At 69.6% G+C, this 19,530-nt stretch carries 14 protein-coding genes; 11 read left to right on the top strand and 3 right to left on the bottom strand.

What is annotated here, in order from left to right:
• Nucleotides 1-140 precede the first annotated feature (140 nt).
• From ACH4YP_RS07120 to ACH4YP_RS07100, 5 genes are all read left to right on the top strand, one after another.
• Nucleotides 141-1,808 carry a fumarate hydratase gene (locus tag ACH4YP_RS07120; protein WP_361061562.1) on the top strand — a complete coding sequence of 556 codons (1,668 nt, stop codon included), beginning with the start codon at nucleotides 141-143 and terminating at the stop codon, nucleotides 1,806-1,808.
• 229 nt (nucleotides 1,809-2,037) lie between these two features.
• Complete coding sequence (locus ACH4YP_RS07115) at nucleotides 2,038-3,423, top strand: class II fumarate hydratase (protein ID WP_398489742.1); 1,386 nt, start codon at nucleotides 2,038-2,040, stop codon at nucleotides 3,421-3,423.
• Between the two features lie 73 nt (nucleotides 3,424-3,496).
• Entirely contained in the window at nucleotides 3,497-4,189 is a 693-nt protein-coding gene (locus tag ACH4YP_RS07110; RefSeq protein ID WP_361072930.1) for a DUF402 domain-containing protein, read from the top strand.
• A 366-nt stretch (nucleotides 4,190-4,555) separates the two neighbouring features.
• Complete coding sequence (locus ACH4YP_RS07105) at nucleotides 4,556-6,778, top strand: SpoIIE family protein phosphatase (protein WP_361072933.1); 2,223 nt, start codon at nucleotides 4,556-4,558, stop codon at nucleotides 6,776-6,778.
• Nucleotides 6,779-6,972: 194 nt separating this feature from the next.
• Nucleotides 6,973-8,436, top strand: a complete 1,464-nt coding sequence (locus tag ACH4YP_RS07100; protein WP_361072936.1) for a catalase — start codon at nucleotides 6,973-6,975, stop codon at nucleotides 8,434-8,436.
• A 127-nt stretch (nucleotides 8,437-8,563) separates the two neighbouring features.
• Here ACH4YP_RS07100 and ACH4YP_RS07095 read toward each other — a convergent pair whose 3' ends face one another.
• Nucleotides 8,564-10,918 (bottom strand): transglycosylase domain-containing protein, encoded by a 2,355-nt coding sequence (locus ACH4YP_RS07095; RefSeq protein ID WP_398489740.1) that lies wholly within the window; start codon nucleotides 10,916-10,918, stop codon nucleotides 8,564-8,566.
• A 271-nt stretch (nucleotides 10,919-11,189) separates the two neighbouring features.
• Between ACH4YP_RS07095 and ACH4YP_RS07090 the strand changes: the two genes are divergently transcribed.
• From ACH4YP_RS07090 to ACH4YP_RS07065, 6 genes are all read left to right on the top strand, one after another.
• Nucleotides 11,190-12,128: an SPFH domain-containing protein gene (locus ACH4YP_RS07090; protein WP_398489739.1), complete on the top strand. Its 939-nt coding sequence runs from the start codon at nucleotides 11,190-11,192 to the stop codon at nucleotides 12,126-12,128.
• Nucleotides 12,125-12,385, top strand: coding sequence for a hypothetical protein (locus tag ACH4YP_RS07085; RefSeq protein WP_398489737.1), 261 nt, complete (start codon nucleotides 12,125-12,127; stop codon nucleotides 12,383-12,385). Before ACH4YP_RS07090 ends, ACH4YP_RS07085 begins: the two co-directional genes overlap by 4 nt.
• A gap of 310 nt (nucleotides 12,386-12,695) precedes the next feature.
• Nucleotides 12,696-13,220 (top strand): PadR family transcriptional regulator, encoded by a 525-nt coding sequence (locus ACH4YP_RS07080; protein WP_398489736.1) that lies wholly within the window; start codon nucleotides 12,696-12,698, stop codon nucleotides 13,218-13,220.
• Complete coding sequence (locus tag ACH4YP_RS07075; protein WP_398489734.1) at nucleotides 13,217-13,903, top strand: ABC transporter ATP-binding protein; 687 nt, start codon at nucleotides 13,217-13,219, stop codon at nucleotides 13,901-13,903. The genes ACH4YP_RS07080 and ACH4YP_RS07075 overlap by 4 nt, the downstream gene beginning before the upstream one ends.
• The gene (locus ACH4YP_RS07070; RefSeq protein WP_398489732.1) at nucleotides 13,900-16,233 is read left to right on the top strand and encodes an ABC transporter permease; all 2,334 of its coding nucleotides are present in this window, start codon (nucleotides 13,900-13,902) and stop codon (nucleotides 16,231-16,233) included. Before ACH4YP_RS07075 ends, ACH4YP_RS07070 begins: the two co-directional genes overlap by 4 nt.
• Nucleotides 16,234-16,535: 302 nt before the next feature.
• Nucleotides 16,536-17,069, top strand: a complete 534-nt coding sequence (locus tag ACH4YP_RS07065; RefSeq protein ID WP_361066520.1) for an alkyl hydroperoxide reductase — start codon at nucleotides 16,536-16,538, stop codon at nucleotides 17,067-17,069.
• A 161-nt stretch (nucleotides 17,070-17,230) separates the two neighbouring features.
• Here ACH4YP_RS07065 and ACH4YP_RS07060 read toward each other — a convergent pair whose 3' ends face one another.
• Nucleotides 17,231-18,649 carry an AI-2E family transporter gene (locus ACH4YP_RS07060; RefSeq protein WP_361066517.1) on the bottom strand — a complete coding sequence of 473 codons (1,419 nt, stop codon included), beginning with the start codon at nucleotides 18,647-18,649 and terminating at the stop codon, nucleotides 17,231-17,233.
• 135 nt (nucleotides 18,650-18,784) lie between these two features.
• Entirely contained in the window at nucleotides 18,785-19,501 is a 717-nt protein-coding gene (locus tag ACH4YP_RS07055; RefSeq protein ID WP_361066514.1) for a transglycosylase SLT domain-containing protein, read from the bottom strand.
• Nucleotides 19,502-19,530: the final 29 nt, after the last annotated feature.

Raw genomic sequence — 19,530 nt, 5'->3', positions numbered from 1 at the left:
CGCGATAGATCGCGACTAGAGGGTGTGGACGGCGAACTGAGCCTTACCTCACAAGCTCGGTGTCAGTAGCAGGTTCTACGCTGGTGGGCGCCCGCCAACGGAGGCCGGCCGCTGTCTGTCGATGAAGGAATGTGGGCGAGATGCCTGAGTTCGTGTACACCGATCTGCTCCCCCAGGGAGAGGACACCACCCCCTACCGGCTGGTGACCGCCGAGGGTGTTTCCACCTTCGAGGCCGACGGACGCACGTTCCTCAAGGTGGAGCCGGAGGCTCTGCGCAAGCTCGCCGCCGAGGCCATCCACGACATCCAGCACTACCTGCGGCCGGCGCACCTCGCCCAGCTGCGGCGCATCATCGACGACCCCGAGGCGTCGGGCAACGACAAGTTCGTCGCGCTGGATCTCCTGAAGAACGCGAACATCGCCGCCGCGGGCGTCCTGCCCATGTGCCAGGACACCGGCACGGCGATCGTCATGGGCAAACGCGGGCAGAACGTGCTCACCGAGGGCGGCGACGAGGCCGCGCTGAGCCGCGGCATCTACGACGCCTACCTGAACCTCAACCTGCGGTACTCGCAGATGGCCCCGCTCACCATGTGGGACGAGAAGAACACCGGGTCGAACCTGCCCGCGCAGATCGAGCTGTACGCGGCCGACGGCGGCGCCTACAAGTTCCTCTTCATGGCCAAGGGCGGCGGCTCGGCCAACAAGTCGTTCCTGTACCAGGAGACGAAGGCCGTTCTGAACGAGACCTCCATGATGAAGTTCCTGGAGGAGAAGATCCGCTCCCTGGGGACCGCGGCCTGCCCGCCGTACCACCTGGCGATCGTCGTCGGCGGTACGAGCGCGGAGTACGCCCTGAAGACCGCGAAGTACGCCTCCGCGCACTACCTGGACGAGATCCCCGCCGAGGGCTCCGAGCTCGGGCACGGCTTCCGGGACAAGGAGCTGGAGGAGAAGGTCTTCGAGCTGACGCAGCGGATCGGGATCGGCGCGCAGTTCGGCGGCAAGTACTTCTGCCACGACGTGCGTGTGGTGCGGCTGCCGCGGCACGGGGCGTCCTGCCCGGTCGCCATCGCCGTCTCCTGTTCGGCGGACCGGCAGGCCGTCGCGAAGATCACCGCCGAGGGCGTCTTCCTGGAGCAGCTGGAGACCGACCCGGCGCGGTTCCTGCCGGAGACGACCGAGGAGCACCTCGACGAGGCGTCCGACGTGGTCGAGATCGACCTCAACCAGCCCATGGACGACATCCTCGCCGAGCTCACCAAGTTCCCGGTGAAGACCCGGCTGTCCCTCTCCGGGCCGCTCGTCGTGGCGCGCGACATCGCGCACGCCAAGATCAAGGAGCGGCTGGACGCGGGCGAGGAGATGCCGCAGTACCTGAAGGACCACCCCGTGTACTACGCGGGGCCGGCCAAGACCCCCGAGGGGTACGCGTCCGGGTCGTTCGGGCCCACCACGGCCGGGCGGATGGACTCGTACGTGTCGCAGTTCCAGGCGGCCGGTGGGTCCAAGGTGATGCTGGCCAAGGGGAATCGGTCGCAGCAGGTCACTGACGCGTGTGACGCTCACGGTGGGTTCTATCTCGGGTCCATCGGGGGGCCTGCGGCGCGGCTCGCGCAGGACTGCATCAAGAAGGTCGAGGTCGTCGAGTACGAGGAGCTCGGGATGGAGGCCGTGTGGAAGATCGAGGTGGAGGACTTCCCGGCGTTCATCGTGGTCGATGACAAGGGCAACGACTTCTTCAAGGATCCGGCGCCGGCGCCCACGTTCACGTCTATTCCTGTGCGGGGGCCTGGGCTGGGCTAGCCGGTTGGTCACGGCAGGACTTTTTTCGCCCCCGCCGCCCCTACCCATTCCCGTCCCTTTTCAGGGGCTCCGCCCCCGAACCCCCGCCAAAAGATTGCGCAGTTCCCCGCGCCCCCAATTCAGCCCGTCCGGCGTTTGAGGACGAGGCCGCTAGGCCGATGCGTGGGTCTGGGGGCGGAGCCTCCAGGGGACGGGAATGGGTAGGGGCGGCGGGGGCGCTGTACGTCTCATGAGTGACTACCGGATCGAACACGACTCCATGGGTGAGGTCCGCGTGCCCGCGGACGCGAAATGGCGGGCGCAGACCCAGCGTGCCGTCGAGAACTTCCCCATCTCCGGGCAGCGGATCGAGCGGGCGCACATCGAGGCCCTCGCCAGGATCAAGGCGGCCGCGGCCAAGGTGAACGCCGGGCTCGGGGTGCTGGACAAGGACGTCTCGGAGGCGATCCAGGAGGCGGCCGCGGAGGTCGTGGACGGGAAGTGGGACGAGCACTTCCCGGTGGACGTTTTTCAGACAGGCTCCGGGACCTCCTCCAACATGAACACGAACGAGGTCATCGCCACGCTGGCGACGGAACGGCTCGGCAGGGACGTACATCCGAACGACCATGTGAACGCCTCGCAGTCCAGCAACGACGTGTTCCCCTCGTCCATCCACATCGCCGCGACCGCCGCCGTCACCCGCGATCTCGTCCCCGCCCTGGAGCACCTCGCGGACGCGCTCACCCGTAAGTCCGAGGAGTTCGCCGACGTCGTGAAGTCCGGGCGTACGCATCTGATGGACGCGACGCCGGTGACGCTCGGGCAGGAGTTCGGCGGGTATGCCGCCCAGGTGAGGTACGGGATCGAGCGGCTTCACTCGTCCCTCCCCCGGCTTGCCGAGCTGCCTCTCGGGGGGACCGCCGTCGGGACCGGGATCAATACCCCGCCCGGGTTCTCCGCCGCCGTGATCGCGGAGGTCGCGCGGAGCACCGGGCTGCCGCTCACCGAGGCGCGCGACCACTTCGAGGCGCAGGGGGCGCGGGACGGGATCGTCGAGACCAGTGGCCAGCTGCGGACCATCGCGGTCGGGCTGACGAAGATCGCGAACGACCTTCGGTGGATGGCCTCCGGGCCCCGCACCGGTCTGGCCGAGATCAGCCTGCCCGACCTCCAACCCGGTTCGTCGATCATGCCCGGCAAGGTGAATCCGGTCATTCCCGAGGCCGTACTGATGGTCGCCGCGCAGGTGACCGGGAACGACGCCACGATCGCCACCGCCGGAGCCTCCGGGAACTTCGAGCTCAACGTGATGCTGCCGGTCATCGCCAGGAACGTACTGGAGTCGATCCGGCTCCTCGCGAACGTCTCGCGGCTGCTCGCCGACCGGACCGTGGACGGGATCACCGCCGACCGTGAGCGGGCCCGGGAGTACGCCGAGTCGTCGCCGTCCGTCGTGACGCCGCTGAACAAGTACATCGGGTACGAGGAGGCCGCGAAGGTCGCCAAGAAGGCGCTCGCCGAGCGGAAGACCATCCGTGAGGTCGTCCTGGAGTCGGGCTACGTGGAGCGCGGCGACCTCACCCGGGAGCAGCTGGACGAGGCCCTGGATGTCCTGCGGATGACGCGCCCGTAACGTCATCCGGCCCGGCGCGCGAACCGTGACGCGCGCCGCAGCGTCGTATGCCATGGGCACCTAATATCTGTTCATGGCAGAGGGTGGAGCGGTGGCAGACGTGGAAGCGGGCGGGTCGGCGGCGTACTGGAAGCCCGGGAGTCGGATCCTGTGGCGTTACCGGGAGAACGCCGGCGAACGCTTCCACATCGTGCGTCCCGTGACCGTCGTGCGGGACGACAAGGAGCTGCTCGCCGTGTGGCTGGCCCCGGGGACGGAGTGTGTGAAGCCCGTCCTCGCCGACGGTACGCCCGTGCACGTGGAGCCGCTGGAGTCCCGCTACACGAAGCCGAGGACCGTGCAGCGCGGCCACTGGTTCGGCACCGGTGTGCTGAAGCTGGCGCGGCCCGGTGAGCCGTGGTCGGTGTGGCTGTTCTGGGAGCCGGGCTGGCAGTTCAAGAACTGGTACGTCAACTTGGAGGAACCGCTGGCCAGATGGGCCGGCGGGGTGGACTCCGAGGACCACTTCCTCGACATCTCGGTGAACCCGGACCGGACTTGGGACTGGCGCGACGAGGACGAGTTCGCGCAGGCCCAGCGGGACGGCCTGATGGACGACCGACTGGCCGCGCGGGTGCGGGAGGCCGGCCGGGCCGCGGTGGAGGTGATCCGCGCCTGGGGCCCGCCGTTGTCGGACGGCTGGCAGCACTGGCGCCCGGATCCGTCCTGGTCCGTACCGTCATTGCCGGACGACTGGGATCGTACGCCCGCGCACGTGTCCACATGAGACCCTTGATGTGCCCCCGTGGTAGAACCGTAGGATCGTCCTCCGCAACGAACAGTCACGGTCGGTGCGCAGCACCGTCGTTGAGGAGTGGTGGTCGGGTGGCGGGCGGGCGCGAGGCGACAACTCCCGGAGCACACGCTGGGCTTGACCGAACGTCACCGAGGGGCGGCAGGACGTGAGCGAGGGGTACGAGGGCCACAGCGGTACGGTCAGGAGACGGCCGGACGGGCTGTTCCCGCCGGTGCCCTACGGTCCCTCTTCTGAGAGGCTGTCTGACCACGCGGTGATTCCGTTCCCGGGGCACGCATTCCGGGTATCGGGATTTCTGCGGGACGAACTGCACGCACGGCGCGCAGCACCGGACGGATGGATTCGACACGCGTGACGGAGCACCCCACCTCCCACGAGCGCCGCCAGCCAAGCGCTGCCCGGCCCACCGCCCCCGCGGACCCCCGCGGGGCGCTTCTGCGTACCTCGGAGCCGACGCAGGGCTCCACCGGTCTACCCGCACAGGGACGGCCGGCCGAGGCCCCGACCTCGCCCGGGACCCCGGGTGCGCCCGCTTCCGACGGCCAGTGCCCGACCGGCTCCCCCACGCCCTCGGACGCCCTCGCCGCCGCCACGGGCACGCCCGCCGCGTCCGACACCCCGGCAGGCAGCCAGGGCCCGCCGGCGCCCTCCGGCGGTCACGGCCCGACCGGCGCTCCCGCCGGCTCGGGGGCCGAGCATTCCCAGTCGTCCGTCACCGAGCCGGACCCGCACCGCCCGCGGCCCGCGCCCGAGGCCGTCCCGGCCCAGCCGGGTGCCGCCCAGCCGGGTGCCGAGGCGGCCGTGGTCCAGAGCGGCAAGGAGCGGCGTACGGGGCAGGTGCCCGCGCCGGGCACTCCGATGCCCATGCGCCGGGACGGCGACCGGCTGCGCTTCGTGGGGGCCGCCACCCGGCGGATCGCCCGCGGCATCGACCTCGACGAGATCGTGATGGGCCTGTGCCGGGCCACCGTGCCGACCTTCTCGGACGCGATCCTCGTCTATCTGCGCGATCCGCTGCCCGTCGGCGACGAGCGGCCCACCGGGCCCGTCGTGCTGCGGCTGCGGCGCACGGACCGGATCCCGGAGGACCGGGACACCGAGGGCTTCCTGCTGCCCGCGCTCCAGCCCGAGCCCGACCTCGGCATCACCGCCGAGCTGTGCACCGTACGGCCCGGTGGCGCGCTGAACGAGGTGCTGCGCGGTGTGCGGCCCGTCTTCGCGGACGCGCCCGCCGCACGGGCCGCGCTGCCCGAGCTGATCGGCGAGGACCTGACCGTGCCCGGCGGCCAGCGGGCGATCCTCGCCCCGCTGCGCGGCCGTCGCCGCGTGATCGGCGCCGCGCTGTTCCTGCGCCGCCCGGACCGGCCCGCCTTCGAGACCGACGACCTGCTCGTCGCGGCCCAGCTCGCCACGCACAGCGCGCTCGGCATCGACAAGGCCGTGCTGTACGGGCGCGAGGCGTACATCGCCGACGAGCTGCAGCGCACGATGCTGCCCGAGACGCTGCCCCGGCCGACCGGCGTACGACTGGCGTCCCGGTATCTGCCGGCCGCGGAGACGGCCCGGGTCGGCGGTGACTGGTACGACGCGATCCCGCTGCCCGGCAGCCGGGTCGCCCTCGTCGTCGGTGACGTCATGGGCCACTCCATGACCTCGGCCGCGATCATGGGCCAGCTGCGGACGACCGCGCAGACCCTCGCCGGGCTCGACCTGCCCCCGCAGGAGGTCCTGCACCACCTGGACGAGCAGGCCCAGCGGCTCGGTACCGACCGCATGGCGACCTGCCTGTACGCGGTGTACGACCCGGTCGCGCACCGCATCACCATCGCCAACGCGGGCCATCCCCCGCCCGTCCTGCTGCACCTGGGCGGCAGGGCCGAGGTCCTGCGCGTACCGCCGGGCGCCCCGATCGGTGTGGGCGGGGTGGACTTCGAGGCGGTCGAGCTGGACGCGCCCGCCGGTGCCACCCTGCTGCTCTACACCGACGGTCTGGTCGAGTCGCGGCTGCGTGACGTGTGGACCGGGATAGAGCAGCTGCGTGAGCGGATCGCGGCCACCGCGGCGTTGACCGGCCCCGACCATCCGCCGCCCCTTGAGGCGCTGTGCGACGAGGTGCTCGACATGCTCGGCCCGGGCGACCGGGACGACGACATCGCGCTGCTCGCCGCCCGCTTCGACGGGATCGCGCCGAGCGACGTCGCGTTCTGGCATCTGGACCCCGAGGACGCGGCGCCCGGCCGGGCCCGCAGGCTGGCCCGCAAGGCGCTCTCCCGCTGGGGCCTGGAGGAGCTCACGGACTCCCTGGAGCTGCTCGTCAGCGAGGTCGTGACGAACGCCGTGCGCTACACGTCACGGCCGGTCACGCTGCGTCTGCTCCGTACGGACGTGCTGCGCTGCGAGGTCGGTGACGACGTGCCGCAGTTGCCGCGGCTGCGGCAGGCGCGGGCCACGGACGAGGGCGGCCGGGGGCTCTACCTGGTGAACAAGCTGGCCAGGCGGTGGGGCGCGACCCGGCTCAGCACTGGCAAGGTGGTCTGGTTCGAGTTGAACCACGGCTGAGTCGAATCACGGCTGGGTTGAACCACGGCCGAGGGGTACCCACGAGGGACGCCCCCCGGCAGCCGGATGAGGATCGAACCGGAATGTGACCGGAATCGGACCGCGTCCAAATGTTGCCGACATCCCGTCGGCGGAGTTGACTGCTGGGGTGGCCGAAGCGACCTGACGACTCTCTTCTTGACGGGAGGACGCTCGTGACGCAGGCACCCCAGAAAGCTCCGTACACCACGAACAACGTCGGAATTCCGGTGGAGAGCGACGAACACTCGCTCACCGTCGGTCCCGACGGCCCGATCCTGCTCCAGGACCACTACCTCATCGAGAAGATGGCCCAGTTCAACCGGGAGCGGGTCCCCGAGCGGGTGGTGCACGCCAAGGGCAGTGGCGCGTACGGATTCTTCGAAGTCACCAATGACATCAGCCAGTTCACCAGGGCCGATCTGTTCCAGCCCGGGAAACGCACGGAGATGCTGGCGCGCTTCTCGACCGTCGCCGGCGAGCAGGGCTCGCCCGACACCTGGCGCGACCCCCGCGGTTTCGCGCTCAAGTTCTATACCGAGCATGGCAATTACGACCTGGTGGGCAACAACACCCCGGTCTTCTTCGTCCGTGACACGATCAAGTTCCAGGACTTCATCCGCTCGCAGAAGCGCCACCCGGCGACCGGGCTGCGCAGCAACGACATGCAGTGGGACTTCTGGACGCTCTCGCCCGAGTCGGCACACCAGGTGACCTGGCTGATGGGCGACCGGGGCATCCCGAAGACGTACCGCCACATGAACGGCTACTCGTCCCACACCTACATGTGGATCAACGGCGCCGGTGAGCGGTTCTGGGTGAAGTACCACTTCAAGACCGACCAGGGCATCGACTACCTCACGCAGGACGAGGCCGACGAACTCGCCGGTTCGGACGCGGACAAGCACCGCCGGGACCTGTACGAGTCGATCGAGTCCGGGAACGCGCCGAGCTGGACGCTCAAGGTCCAGATCATGCCGTTCGAGGACGCGGCGGACTACCGCTTCAACCCGTTCGACCTGACGAAGGTCTGGCCGCACGGGGACTACCCGCTGATCGACGTCGGCCGGATGACCCTCGACAGGAACCCCGAGGACTACTTCGTCCACATCGAGCAGGCCGCCTTCGAGCCGTCCAACCTGGTGCCGGGCATCGGCCCCTCGCCGGACAAGATGCTGCTCGGCCGGCTGTTCTCGTACCCGGACACCCATCGGTACCGGATCGGCCCCAACTACGCGCAGCTGCCGCCCAACCGGCCGCACGCGCCGGTCAACTCGTACGCCAAGGACGGCCCGATGCGGTACGAGGCGTCCGACACGGCCCGCCCGTACGCGCCCAACTCCTACGGCGGACCCGCGGCCGACTACGGGCGGTTCGGCGACCCGGCGAGCTGGCAGACCGCCGGGGAGCTGGTGCGCGAGGCGTACAAGCTCCACCGGGAGGACGACGACTGGGGGCAGGCCGGGACGATGGTCCGCCACGTCCTCGACGACGCCCAGCGTGAGCGGCTGGTGTCGAACGTCAGCGGGCATCTGCGGGCCGATGTGTCCCGGCCGGTGCTGGAGCGTGCGCTGCAGTACTGGCGGAACATCGACAAGGAGATCGGCGACCGGATCGCCCACTCGGTCAACGGGGACTGAGGACCGTCACCGCGATGCCGGTGGGGAACCGCAGGCTGTTCGTGGGCGGTCGCGCCCATGCGGCGGAGCCGCAAATGTCACAGCCCCGCGCCCCTCACCGGGGCGCGGGGTCCGCGTGGTCGCCGGTTTACGGATCCGACTGTGGGTCGTCCGGGTCCGACGGCAGTTCTATGCCGCCCGGGTCGCCCGATGACGTCGGTGCGCTGATCGTCGGATCCGGCGGATCCTCGCTCTCCGTCGGGGTGTCCTCTGGACTGGTCTCCGCCGACGAACTGGTCGTCGGCGGCGTCGTCGTCGGGTCCTCGCTGCTCGGCTCCTCGGACGGGGTCGTCGGCGACTGAGTGAGCGTCGGCGTGATCGTCGGCTGGACGGCCGCACCCTGGTCGGTGTCCAGGTCGAACTTGGAGACGCTGCCCATCGCACCGAAGGTGTACGCCGCCCAGATCCGGGCCGGGAAGCCACCGCCGTTGACCCGGCCGCCGCCGGCCGCGCCCTGCAGCGTGACCTGGCTGAACGCCTTGACCTTCACCGGCTTGTCCTTGCCGCACCGGGTGGTGCCCGCCTTGGCCGCCTCTCCGAAGACGCCCACCGAGGTGACGAGCTTGGGCGTGTAACCGCTGAACCAGGCCGACTTGTTGCAGTCGGACGTACCGGTCTTGCCCGCGACCTGCTGGCCGTCACGGGCCGGGTTGTCCCGTACTGACGTCTTGGCCGTACCGTCGTCGACCACGCCGGTCAGCACCGAGGTGACCGTGTCGGCGGCCTCGCGGCTGATGACCTGGTCGCCGATCGGGTTCGAGAACTTGACCGCGCGGTCCTTGTGCTCGACCGACTTCACGATGGCCGGGGTGACCTTCCTGCCATGGTTGTCGAGCGTCGCGTAGACGCCCGCCATCTCCAGGGGGCTCGCGCCCATCGTGCCGAGGGTCTGGGCGGGCACCGACTTGGCGCCCTCGACGTCCATGCCGAGCTCGCCCGCGGTCTTCATGACCTGGTCCATGCCGACGTCGACGCCCAGCTGCGCGAACACGGAGTTGATGGACTTGTTCATCGCGGTCTGGACGGTGACGTCTCCGTAGTCGACGTCGTCCTCGTTCGGCGGGGCGAAGCCGACCTTCTTGCCGTCGTCGAGGACGGGACGCTTGCTGGTGCCGTCGTAGATCGTCTTCGCCGTGATCGGCGTGCCGTCCTGCGTCTCGGCGTCCTTGTCGACGGCCGCGGCCAGGATCAGCGGCTTGAAGGTGGAGGCGGACTGGTAGTCGCGGCGCGTCGCGTTGTTCGTGAAGTGCTTCACGTAGTCCACGCCGCCGTACATCGCGACGACCTTGCCGGTCTTCGGGTCGACGGACACGGCACCGGCCTGGACGTCGGCGTCGATGTTCCGCTCCTTGGCGTCCAGCTTGCTGGTCAGCTGGCTCTTGACCGACTTCTCCAGCTGGGCCTGCTTCTTCTTGTCGATGTTCAGCGTGATGGTCCAGCCGCCGGCCTTGACCATGGTCTCGGCCTCCTCGATGTCGGCGGCCACGCCCTCCGCGACGAGCTGCCTCTTCAACGAGTTGTCGGCGGCCTCCACCAGGTAGCCCGCCTGGCCCTGCAGACCGGGCGCGCCCTTGGGGTCCTTCGGCACGGGGAACTTCATGCCGTCGCGCTTGGCGGCGCTCAGCCAGCCCTCCTCGACCATGTTGTCCAGGACGTAGTTCCAGCGGGCGGTGACCAGCTTCCTGCCGGTGGCGCTCGCGACCGCCCAGTCGTACTGGCTCGGTGCCTGGAGCAGCGCTGCGAGATAAGCGCCCTGCTGGACGTTGAGGTCGTCCGCGTCGACGCGGTAGTAGGCCTGCGCCGCGGCCTGGATGCCCCACGCGTTGCGGCCGTAGTAGCTGGTGTTGATGTAACCCGCGAGGATCTCGTCCTTGGACTCCTGGCGGTCCACCTTCAGGGAGATGACCAGTTCCTTCAGCTTGCGCGTGACGGTCTGGTCCTGGGTGAGGTAGAAGTTCTTGACGTACTGCTGGGTGATCGTCGAGCCACCCTGCTTGCCCTTGCCGGAGAGGGTGTTGAGCAGTCCGCGGGCGGTGCCCTTGAAGTCGACGCCGGCGTCCTGGTAGAAGGACTTGTTCTCGGCGGCGACGAAGGTCATCCGGACGGGCTTGGAGACCTGGTCCAGGTCGACGAGCTCGCGGTTGACGGTGCCGTCGCGGGCGAGCGTATCGCCGTTGCTGTACTTGTAGATGTTGCTCTGCTGGACCGCGGCGGCGTTGCCCTTGGGAACGTCGATCATCAGGTACAGAGCGACGAAGGCCGCCATTCCGAGCAGACAGAGGCCGAAGAACGTACCGAGGAGCTTCTTCCAGGTGAAGAGGCGACGTATGCCACTCTTCGCACCGGCCTTGGCGCCACCCTTGGCGCCGGCTCTGGACGAGCGTTTCGGCGCGGCGCGGTGGCCACCGCGCTGGCGCGCTCGTCTCTCTTCCGCTCGTCCCATGGGTCCGATCCGCTCCGCTTCCGTCTCTCGTGTCTCACAGGTTCACAGCTCAGGTCAGCTCAGCAAACTAACACCGCGCGTGGGGACATAGGCCGGTCGATCCCGTCTTTTGCGGACGTGACAATCAGCACCTGTCCCGACCTGTCCCTATGGAACCGACGATTCGGATGCGTAGAAGGTTGCCGTGACGGTTAAAGTGATATCACTTGGATAGAACGAAGCTAGGGCGCCCGAACATCGGGCGGCACGATCGCGAAACGGGGGACCACCCATGTCCACACACGACAACACTCCACACACCGCCGACGTACCCGAGATGCCCGCACCGCGCGTGAGGGAGTCCGTCGCGCACAGCATCGGCGGCGGGCTCGCGCTGCTGCTCGGGCTCGTCGGACTGCTGGCGGGCGCCGGAATGATCGTCAGCGCCACCGCGGTGGGCTCCACCGGCGGCAAGGCCGCGCTGATCGTTTCCGGCATCCTGATCGGCCTCGCGGCCTTCATCGCCATGTGCGGTCTGAACATGGTGGCGCCGGGCGAGGCCCGCGTCGTCCAGCTCTTCGGCCGCTACCGGGGGACGATCCGCGAGGACGGCCTGCGCTGGGTGAACCCCTTGACGTCCCGTACGAAGATCTCGACGCGGGTACGCAATCACGAGACGGCCGTCCTCAAGGTCAACGACGCCTACGGCAACCCGATCGAGCTCGCCGCGGTCGTGGTGTGGAAGGTCGAGGACACCGCGCAGGCGAGCTTCGAGGTGGACGACTTCCTGGAGTTCGTCGCCACCCAGACCGAGGCGGCGGTACGGCACATCGCCATCGAGTACCCGTACGACGCCCATGACGAGGCCGGTCTGTCGCTGCGGGGCAACGCGGAGGAAATCACCGAGAAGCTCGCCGTCGAGCTGCACGCGCGCGTGGAGGCCGCGGGTGTGCAGATCATCGAGTCCCGCTTCACGCATCTCGCGTACGCTCCCGAGATCGCCTCGGCGATGCTCCAGCGGCAGCAGGCGAGTGCGGTCGTCGCCGCGCGGCGGCAGATCGTGGACGGTGCGGTCGGCATGGTCGAGGACGCGCTCGCCCGGATCGCCGAGCGGGACATCGTCGAGCTGGACTCCGAGCGGAAGGCGGCGATGGTGTCGAACCTGTTGGTGGTCCTGTGCGGCGACCGCGCCCCGCAGCCCGTCCTCAACACCGGGTCCCTCTACCAGTGACCTCACCTCCCGAACCTCCCGAGGGGACTTCCCCCAAGCGGCGGCCGCGGCAGCAGCGCAAGCAGGTGCTGCTGCGGCTCGACCCGCTCGTGTACGAGGCGCTCGCCCGATGGGCCGGCGACGAGCTCCGCTCCGCCAACGCACAGATCGAGTTCCTGCTGCGCAGGGCCCTGGCGGAGACGGGCCGCCTGCCGGGCGGGGCCGGCCCGATACCCCGGCGGGGGCGGCCTCCCGTTTCCGGGGAGCCCGAGGACTAGACGCTCACTGGGGGCTGCCGCGGCTGAGATGCAGGTGCGGGTCCGCTGTGGCTGGTCGCACAGTTCCCCGCGCCCCTTTAAGGGGCGCGGGGAACTGTGCAGTCTTTTGGGGGTTCGGGGGCGGAGCCCCTGAAAAGGGACGGGATTGGGTAGGGGCGGCGGGGGCGAAAAAGGGCGGCCGACGCCCCACCCGCCACTCCAGTAGCAGAACCGTGACAATCAACCCTGACCTGCGGACCCGTACGCCGCGAAAGCGACTATCCACGGTACGTATACACACGGTGTATACGCCCTGTGTACAGTGCTCCGCATGTCCATCGGTCACACGCTCCTAGGGCTCCTTGAGTCCGGGCCCCGCCACGGTTACGACCTGAAGCGGGCCTTCGACGAGAAGTTCGGTCAGGACCGGCCGCTCCACTACGGCCAGGTCTATTCCACGATGTCCCGGCTGCTGAAGAACGGCCTCGTGGAGGTCGACGGCATCGAGGCCGGCGAAGGCCCCGAGCGCAAGCGGTACGCGATCACCGAGGCCGGCGTCACCGACGTCCGGCGGTGGCTCGCCACACCCGAGAAGCCCGAGCCCTACCTCCAGTCGACCCTCTACACGAAGGTCGTCCTCGCCCTCCTCACCCACCGCGACGCGTCCGGGATCCTCGACACCCAGCGCGCGGAGCACCTGCGCATGATGCGGATGCTCACCGACCGCAAGCGCAAGGGCGATCTCGCCGACCAGCTGATCTGCGACCACGCACTCTTCCATCTCGAAGCCGACCTGCGCTGGCTGGAACTCACCGCCGCGCGCCTCGGCAAACTCGCAGAGGCGGTGACTCGATGACCCCCGCAGGCTCCCTGCTCGTGGCCCACGACCTGCGCAAGACCTACGGCCCCACCAACGCCCTGGACGGCGCCGAGTTCTCCATCCACCCCGGCGAGGTCGTCGCCGTGATGGGCCCCTCGGGCTCCGGCAAGTCGACCCTCCTGCACTGCCTCGCCGGCATCGTCACCCCCGACTCCGGCTCGATCATGTACAGCGGCCAGGAAATGGCCACCATGAACGATGCCGGGCGCAGCGCCCTGCGCCGCTCCCAGTTCGGCTTCGTCTTCCAGTTCGGCCAGCTCGTCCCCGAACTGACCTGCGTCGAGAACGTGGCACTGCCGCTGCGGCTGAACGGCGCCTCCCGCAAGGACGCCGAGCGCACCGCCCTGGCCCGCATGGAGCAGCTGGAGGTCGACGACCTCAAGGCCAAGCGGCCCGGCGAGGTCTCCGGCGGCCAGGGCCAGCGCGTCGCCGTCGCCCGCGCCCTGGTCACCGACCCCCGCGTCCTCTTCGCCGACGAGCCCACCGGCGCCCTCGACTCCCTCAACGGCGAACGCGTCATGGAACTGCTCACCGAAGCAGCCCGCACCTCCAACGCCGCCGTCGTCCTCGTCACCCACGAAGCCCGCGTCGCCGCCTACTCCGACCGCGAGATCGTCGTACGCGACGGAAAGTCCCGGGACATGGAGCGCGTCGTATGAACGCACGCCAGTGGTCGAAGGACCTGGCAATGGGCGCCAAGTTCGCGTTCACCGGGGGCCGCGAGGGCTGGGTCCGCGTCCTGCTCACGGGCGTTGGAGTCGGTCTCGGCGTGGCACTGCTGCTGCTCGTCACAGCGATACCGAACGCGATGCAGGCCCGGTCCGACCGCGAGTACGCGCGCATGGACATCACGATCGGCGTGGACGAGGCGCCCAAGGCCGACAACACGGTGCTCGTCGCGGACGTCGACACCGATTTCCGCGACCGGGACGTCCGCGGCCGCCTGCTGGAACCAGAGGGCCTGCGAGCGCCGCTGCCGCCGGGGTTGAAGAAGTTCCCCGCGCCGGGCGAGATGTTCGTGTCGCCCGCGCTCAAGGAGCTGCTGAAGTCCAAGGACGCCAAGCTGCTGCGCGAGCGGCTGCCGGACCGGATCACCGGCACGATCAGCGAGGCGGGTCTCATCGGTTCGGCCGAACTCGCCTTCTACTCGGGTGCCGAAAACCTGGCCCGGTACGGCGACGCCCCCGGCATCACGCGCATCAACACCTTCCAGGGGGAGGAGGCGCCCTCGGAGGAGATGGACCCGGTCCTGCTGCTGCTCGTCCTCACGGTCTTCGTGGTGCTGCTGATGCCCGTCGGCGTCTTCATCGCCGCGGCCGTACGCTTCGGCGGCGAGCGGCGCGACCGCAGGCTCGCGGCGCTGCGGCTGGTCGGCGCCGACAGCCGGATGACCCGCCGGATCGCCGCGGGCGAGGCGCTCTCCGGCGCGGTGCTCGGGCTGCTCTTCGGCACCGGCTTCTTCCTGATCGGCCGTCAGATCGCGGGCTCCGTCGAGGTCTTCGGCTTCAGCGTCTTCCCGAGCTACCTCAACCCGACGCCCGTACTCGCCGTCCTGATCGCCGTCGCGGTCCCGGCGGCCGCGGTCGCGGTGACGCTGCTCGCCCTGCGCGGTGTGGTCATCGAGCCGCTCGGCGTGGTGCGCGCGGCCAGGCCCGCGCGACGCCGCCTGTGGTGGCGGCTGCTGCTGCCGCTGGGCGGTGTCGGACTGCTCGTCCCGATGATCGGGAAGGGCACCGAGAACGGGAACTTCAACGAGTACATGGTGGCCGGTGGAGTCATCCTGCTCCTCGTCGGCATCACCGCGCTGCTGCCGTGGGTCGTGGAGGCCGTCGTGGCCCGGCTGAACTCGGGCTCGGTCTCCTGGCAACTGGCGGTCCGCAGGCTCCAGTTGAGCAGCGGTACGGCGGCCCGCATGGTGAACGGCATCGCGGTGGCGGTGGCCGGCGCGATCGCCCTGCAGATGCTGTTCTCCGGAGTCCAGAGCAGCTACACGGAATCCACCGGCAACGACCTCTCGCGCGCGCAGATGGAGATGTCCGTACCGAGGACCGCCCCACTCGCCGAGGCCCGGCAGGCCTTCGCCGAGACCAGCGGCGTGCGCCAGGCCATGGCGCTCTCCGACGGCTGGCTGGGCGCGGGCAGGAAGGACCCCGAGACGACCACGCAGCTGACCGTCGGCGACTGCGCCACCCTGCGCGAGGTGGCGAAGCTGCCCTCGTGCCGCGAGGGTGACGTCTTCGCGGTGCACGGCGCCGATTACGACACCGGCACCCCGAAGCTCGCCGCACCCGGCGAGAAGCTCTACATCGACCCCTCCTACAGCGGGGAGGAGAAGGGCAAGGAGGTCGCCTGGACGGTGCCGCGGGGCATCATGAAGGCCGCCCCGGGCAATGACCCGAAGGGCTGGGAGCGGGGCGGTTTCCTGTTCACCCCGAGCGCGCTGCCCACCGCGGCGGCCTCGACCCTCGACGGGGAGATCTATCTGCAGCTCGACATGACGGTCCCGGACGTGCAGGAACTCGTACGCAATACCGCGGCGAAGGTGGATCCGCTCACGAACCCCTGGACGTACACGTCGAGCGAGAAGTCCCAGACCTTCGGCTCCATCCGCACCGGACTGTTCGTCGGCGCGGCCTGTGTTCTCGCGCTGATCGGGGCGAGTCTGCTCGTCTCGCAGCTGGAGCAGCTGCGGGAGCGCAAGAAGCTCCTGTCGGTCCTCGTCGCCTTCGGCACCCGGCGCCGCACGCTGAGCCTGTCGGTGCTGTGGCAGACCGCGATCCCGGTCACGCTCGGCCTGGTCCTCGCCTCGGTGGTGGGCCTCACCCTGGGCGCGGTCCTGCTGAAGATGACGGACACCAAGGTGACCGTGGACTGGCTGAGCGTCCTGGCCATGACGGGCATCGGCTCGGCGGTCGTCCTCGTGGTGACGGCCCTCAGCCTGCCGCCGCTCCTGCGGCTGATGCGCCCGGACGGGCTGCGTACGGAGTAGCGCACCTGTCGGGCGCGCCCCGAGAGGGAGGGCGCCGAGCCGTTGCCGGTACGGGTCACCACACCCCCGTACCGGCAACGGCGTGCCCGCGTCCACTCGGGCTGCTCCGAGTGGGCCACCGATGCCATCACCCGGCTTGCCTCGACTTGGCCTACTCCACCGGCCAGTTGCTCCATGGCAGTCTTGGCGGCGTCCAAGCCGCACGGAAGGCCGCGAATCGGTCTTTCCGTCGCCCAGGAGGAGCCCGCATGCTCACCGTAGGTGACAGTCCGCCCGCCTTCGAACCGGCCGGTGGGTGACCCATGTCCCTCGACGCGCTGAAGTCCGCGATCCCGGACTACGCCAAGGACCTTCGGCTGAACCTAGGTTCGGTGATCGGCGACTCCGGGCTTCCGCAGCAGCAGTTGTGGGGGACGGTGCTCGTCTGCGCCATCGCCTCGCGGTCTCCTCGTGTGCTCCGTGAGCTGGAGGAGGAGGCCAACGCGAAGCTCTCGCCGGAGGCGTACACGGCGGCCAAGTCCGCCGCGGCGGTCATGGCGATGAACAACGTCTTCCACCGCACGCGGCATCTGCTCTCCGATCCGGAGTACGGAAACCTGCGGGCCGGTCTGCGGATGAACGTGATCGGCGACCCTGGTGTGGAGAAGGTCGACTTCGAACTGTGGTCGCTCGCCGTCTCCGCGATCAACGCGTGCGGGCAGTGTCTCGACTCCCACGAGCAGGCGCTCCGCAGGGCGGGGGTCGACCGGGAGACGATCCAGGAAGCGTTCAAGATCGCTTCGGTCGTCCAGGCCGTGGGGGTCACCCTCGACGCGGAGGCGATCCTGGCGGAGTAGCTCCGCCGGTTTCCCTGAGTTTTTCGCCCCCGCCGCCCTTACCCGTCCCGTCTCGGGGGCAGCCCCCGAACCCCCGCTCCTCAAACGCCGGAGGGGCTGAGTTTCAGCTCAGCCCCCAGTGGACGGGAATGGGTAAGGGCGGCGGGGGCGAAAGAGGTCCCCTACGACGACGCCCCGTCCGCCGGGCGGTGTTCCACCGGTGCCACCCCCGTGGCCGTCGCCCCCCGCGGCACGGGCGACGTGCGCAACGCCGGCTCCTGGGAGTACGAACGCAGGTAGCCGACCACCGTGTTGGTGACGGCGACGAGCGGGACGGCAACGACCGCGCCGCCGATCCCCGCGACCACCCCGCCCGCCGCGACGGAGAGAACGACGGCGAGCGGATGAACCCGCACGGCCCGGCCGAGGATGAACGGCTGGAGGATGTGGCCCTCGATCTGCTGGACGGCGAGCACGACGATCAGCGCCATCACCGCCGTGAAGACCCCCTGCGTCACGAGAGCCACCACGACCGCCAGCGCGCCCGAGACGACGGCACCGACCAGCGGGATGAACGCGAACAGGAAGATGAAGACGGCCAGCGGGACAGCCATCGGGACGTCCAGGAAGAAGATGCCCAGGCCGATGAAGATGGCGTCGATCAACGCCACTATCACCGTCCCGCGGACATAGGCCGTGAGCGTGCGCCAGGCGCGCGGGCCCGCCCCGGCCACCCCGGGCCGCGCCGCCGCCGGCACCAGCTTGAGCGTCCACTGCCAGATGCGCTTGCCGTCGTAGAGGAGGAAGAGCGTGGAGAACATCGTGAGGAGGATGCCGGTGAGGGCCTCGACGATGACGGTGACGCCCTCCAGGCCCGCCGACGTGATCTCGTCCGTGTTGGCGCCGACGGCTTCGCGCAGGCTCTTGGCGATGTTCTTGATCTGCTCCTCGGTGACGTGGAACGGGCTGTTGAGCAGCCAGCGCTGCAACTCGTCGATGCCGTCCTGGATCTGGGTGGAGAGGTTGTCGATGTTCTCCATGACCTGCCAGACCACGAACCAGCCGACGAGCCCCATGACCACGAAGCCGAGGGTCGCGGTCAGCGCGGTGGCGAGCCCGCGCGGCACCCCGTACCGCCGCAGCCGCGCCACGGTGGGCTGGAGCAGCGCGGTGATGAGCAGCGCGGCGACGAAGGCGAGGACGACGAGCTGCACGGCGCTGATGACGCGCATCAACACCCAGACGGTGCCCGCGAGTACGAGCAGCCGCCAGCCGGCCTCGGCGGCGACCCGCATGCCCCAGGGCACGGCCGCGGCGGGATCGGGGCGGGTGGAGGCGGGCGAGGAGGCCACGCGAGCGTCCGAGGGAGGGACGGGAGACGGGAGTGTGGCTGTCCCGGTGGACGAGGCCGGGGCGTCGGCCCCGGCCTGGCCGCCCCGGTCGATGCCGTCAGCTCGGCCGAAGTCGCCGTCCCGGCGGAACTCCTCGTCCTGGCGGAAGTCGTCGTCCTCCTCGGCCTGCGCGCGGCGCGCGCTCAACCGGTCTCCGAGTTCGGTGAATCCGGCGCCGAGCCGGTCGAGCCACCCTGGCACTCGCGACATGATCCGTCCCTTTTCCCCGTCGTGCCCCACCACTCCCCCCTGGAGTCGTCGGCATCGACCGTACATGGCAGAAGCCCCTCACCGTAGGACGGTGAGGGGCTCTGAAAAGGTTGAGAGGACCGAGTGGCTGTCGGCTCAGTAGTAGTTGTTGGACTGCCAGAAGTCCCAGGCTCCGCACGGGCTGCCGTACCGGTCGTTCATGTAGCCGAGGCCCCACTTGATCTGGGTGGCCGGGTTGGTCGCCCAGTCCGCGCCGGCGGAGGACATCTTGGAACCGGGCAGCGCCTGCATCAGACCGTAGGCGTCCGAGGTGGGGTTGTCCGCCTGGTAGTTCCAGCTGGACTCGTGGTCCACGATGGTGCTGAAGCACTGGAACTGGTCCGCCGGGACGATCGCGCGCGCCATCGCCTGGATCTCCGCGACGCTGTACGAGGACTTCGTCGGGAAGCTGGAGGCGTCACGCGTGGAGGAACGGCTGGCAGCCTTGAGGGCGTCCTTCCGGTCCTGCGCCTCCTGCTCGGCCTTCTCCGCGGCCTTCTGCTTGGCGACGGCGTCCTTGGCGGCCTGCTTGCGCGCGGACTCCTCGGCGTCCTTCTTGGCGGTCGCGTCGGCCGCGATGGCCTGCGAGTCGGCCTGCTGAGTCAGGGATGCGGTCTGCACCTGCGCCTGCGCGCCCGCGGGTATGTCCGCGAGGAGCGTGGCGCCTGCTGCCGTTGCCTCCGCGTCGTCGCTCGAGGACGCGGTGTTGCCCGAGGCAACACCGGTGACAGCGCCGACAGCGGTGACCGCGGTGGCCGAGGCCACTGCGAATCCCCGGACCGAAATCCGGCTCACACGGTTTCCTTCCAGCATCGCCCGCTACAGGTGACCCTCGCGGACGC

The sequence above is a fragment of the Streptomyces sp. NPDC020747 genome, assembly GCF_044334695.1.
In the GTDB taxonomy this organism is placed as follows: Bacteria; Actinomycetota; Actinomycetes; order Streptomycetales; family Streptomycetaceae; genus Streptomyces.
Note: the sequence above shows the minus strand (reverse complement) of the source record. Positions and strands in the feature narration are given on the sequence as shown.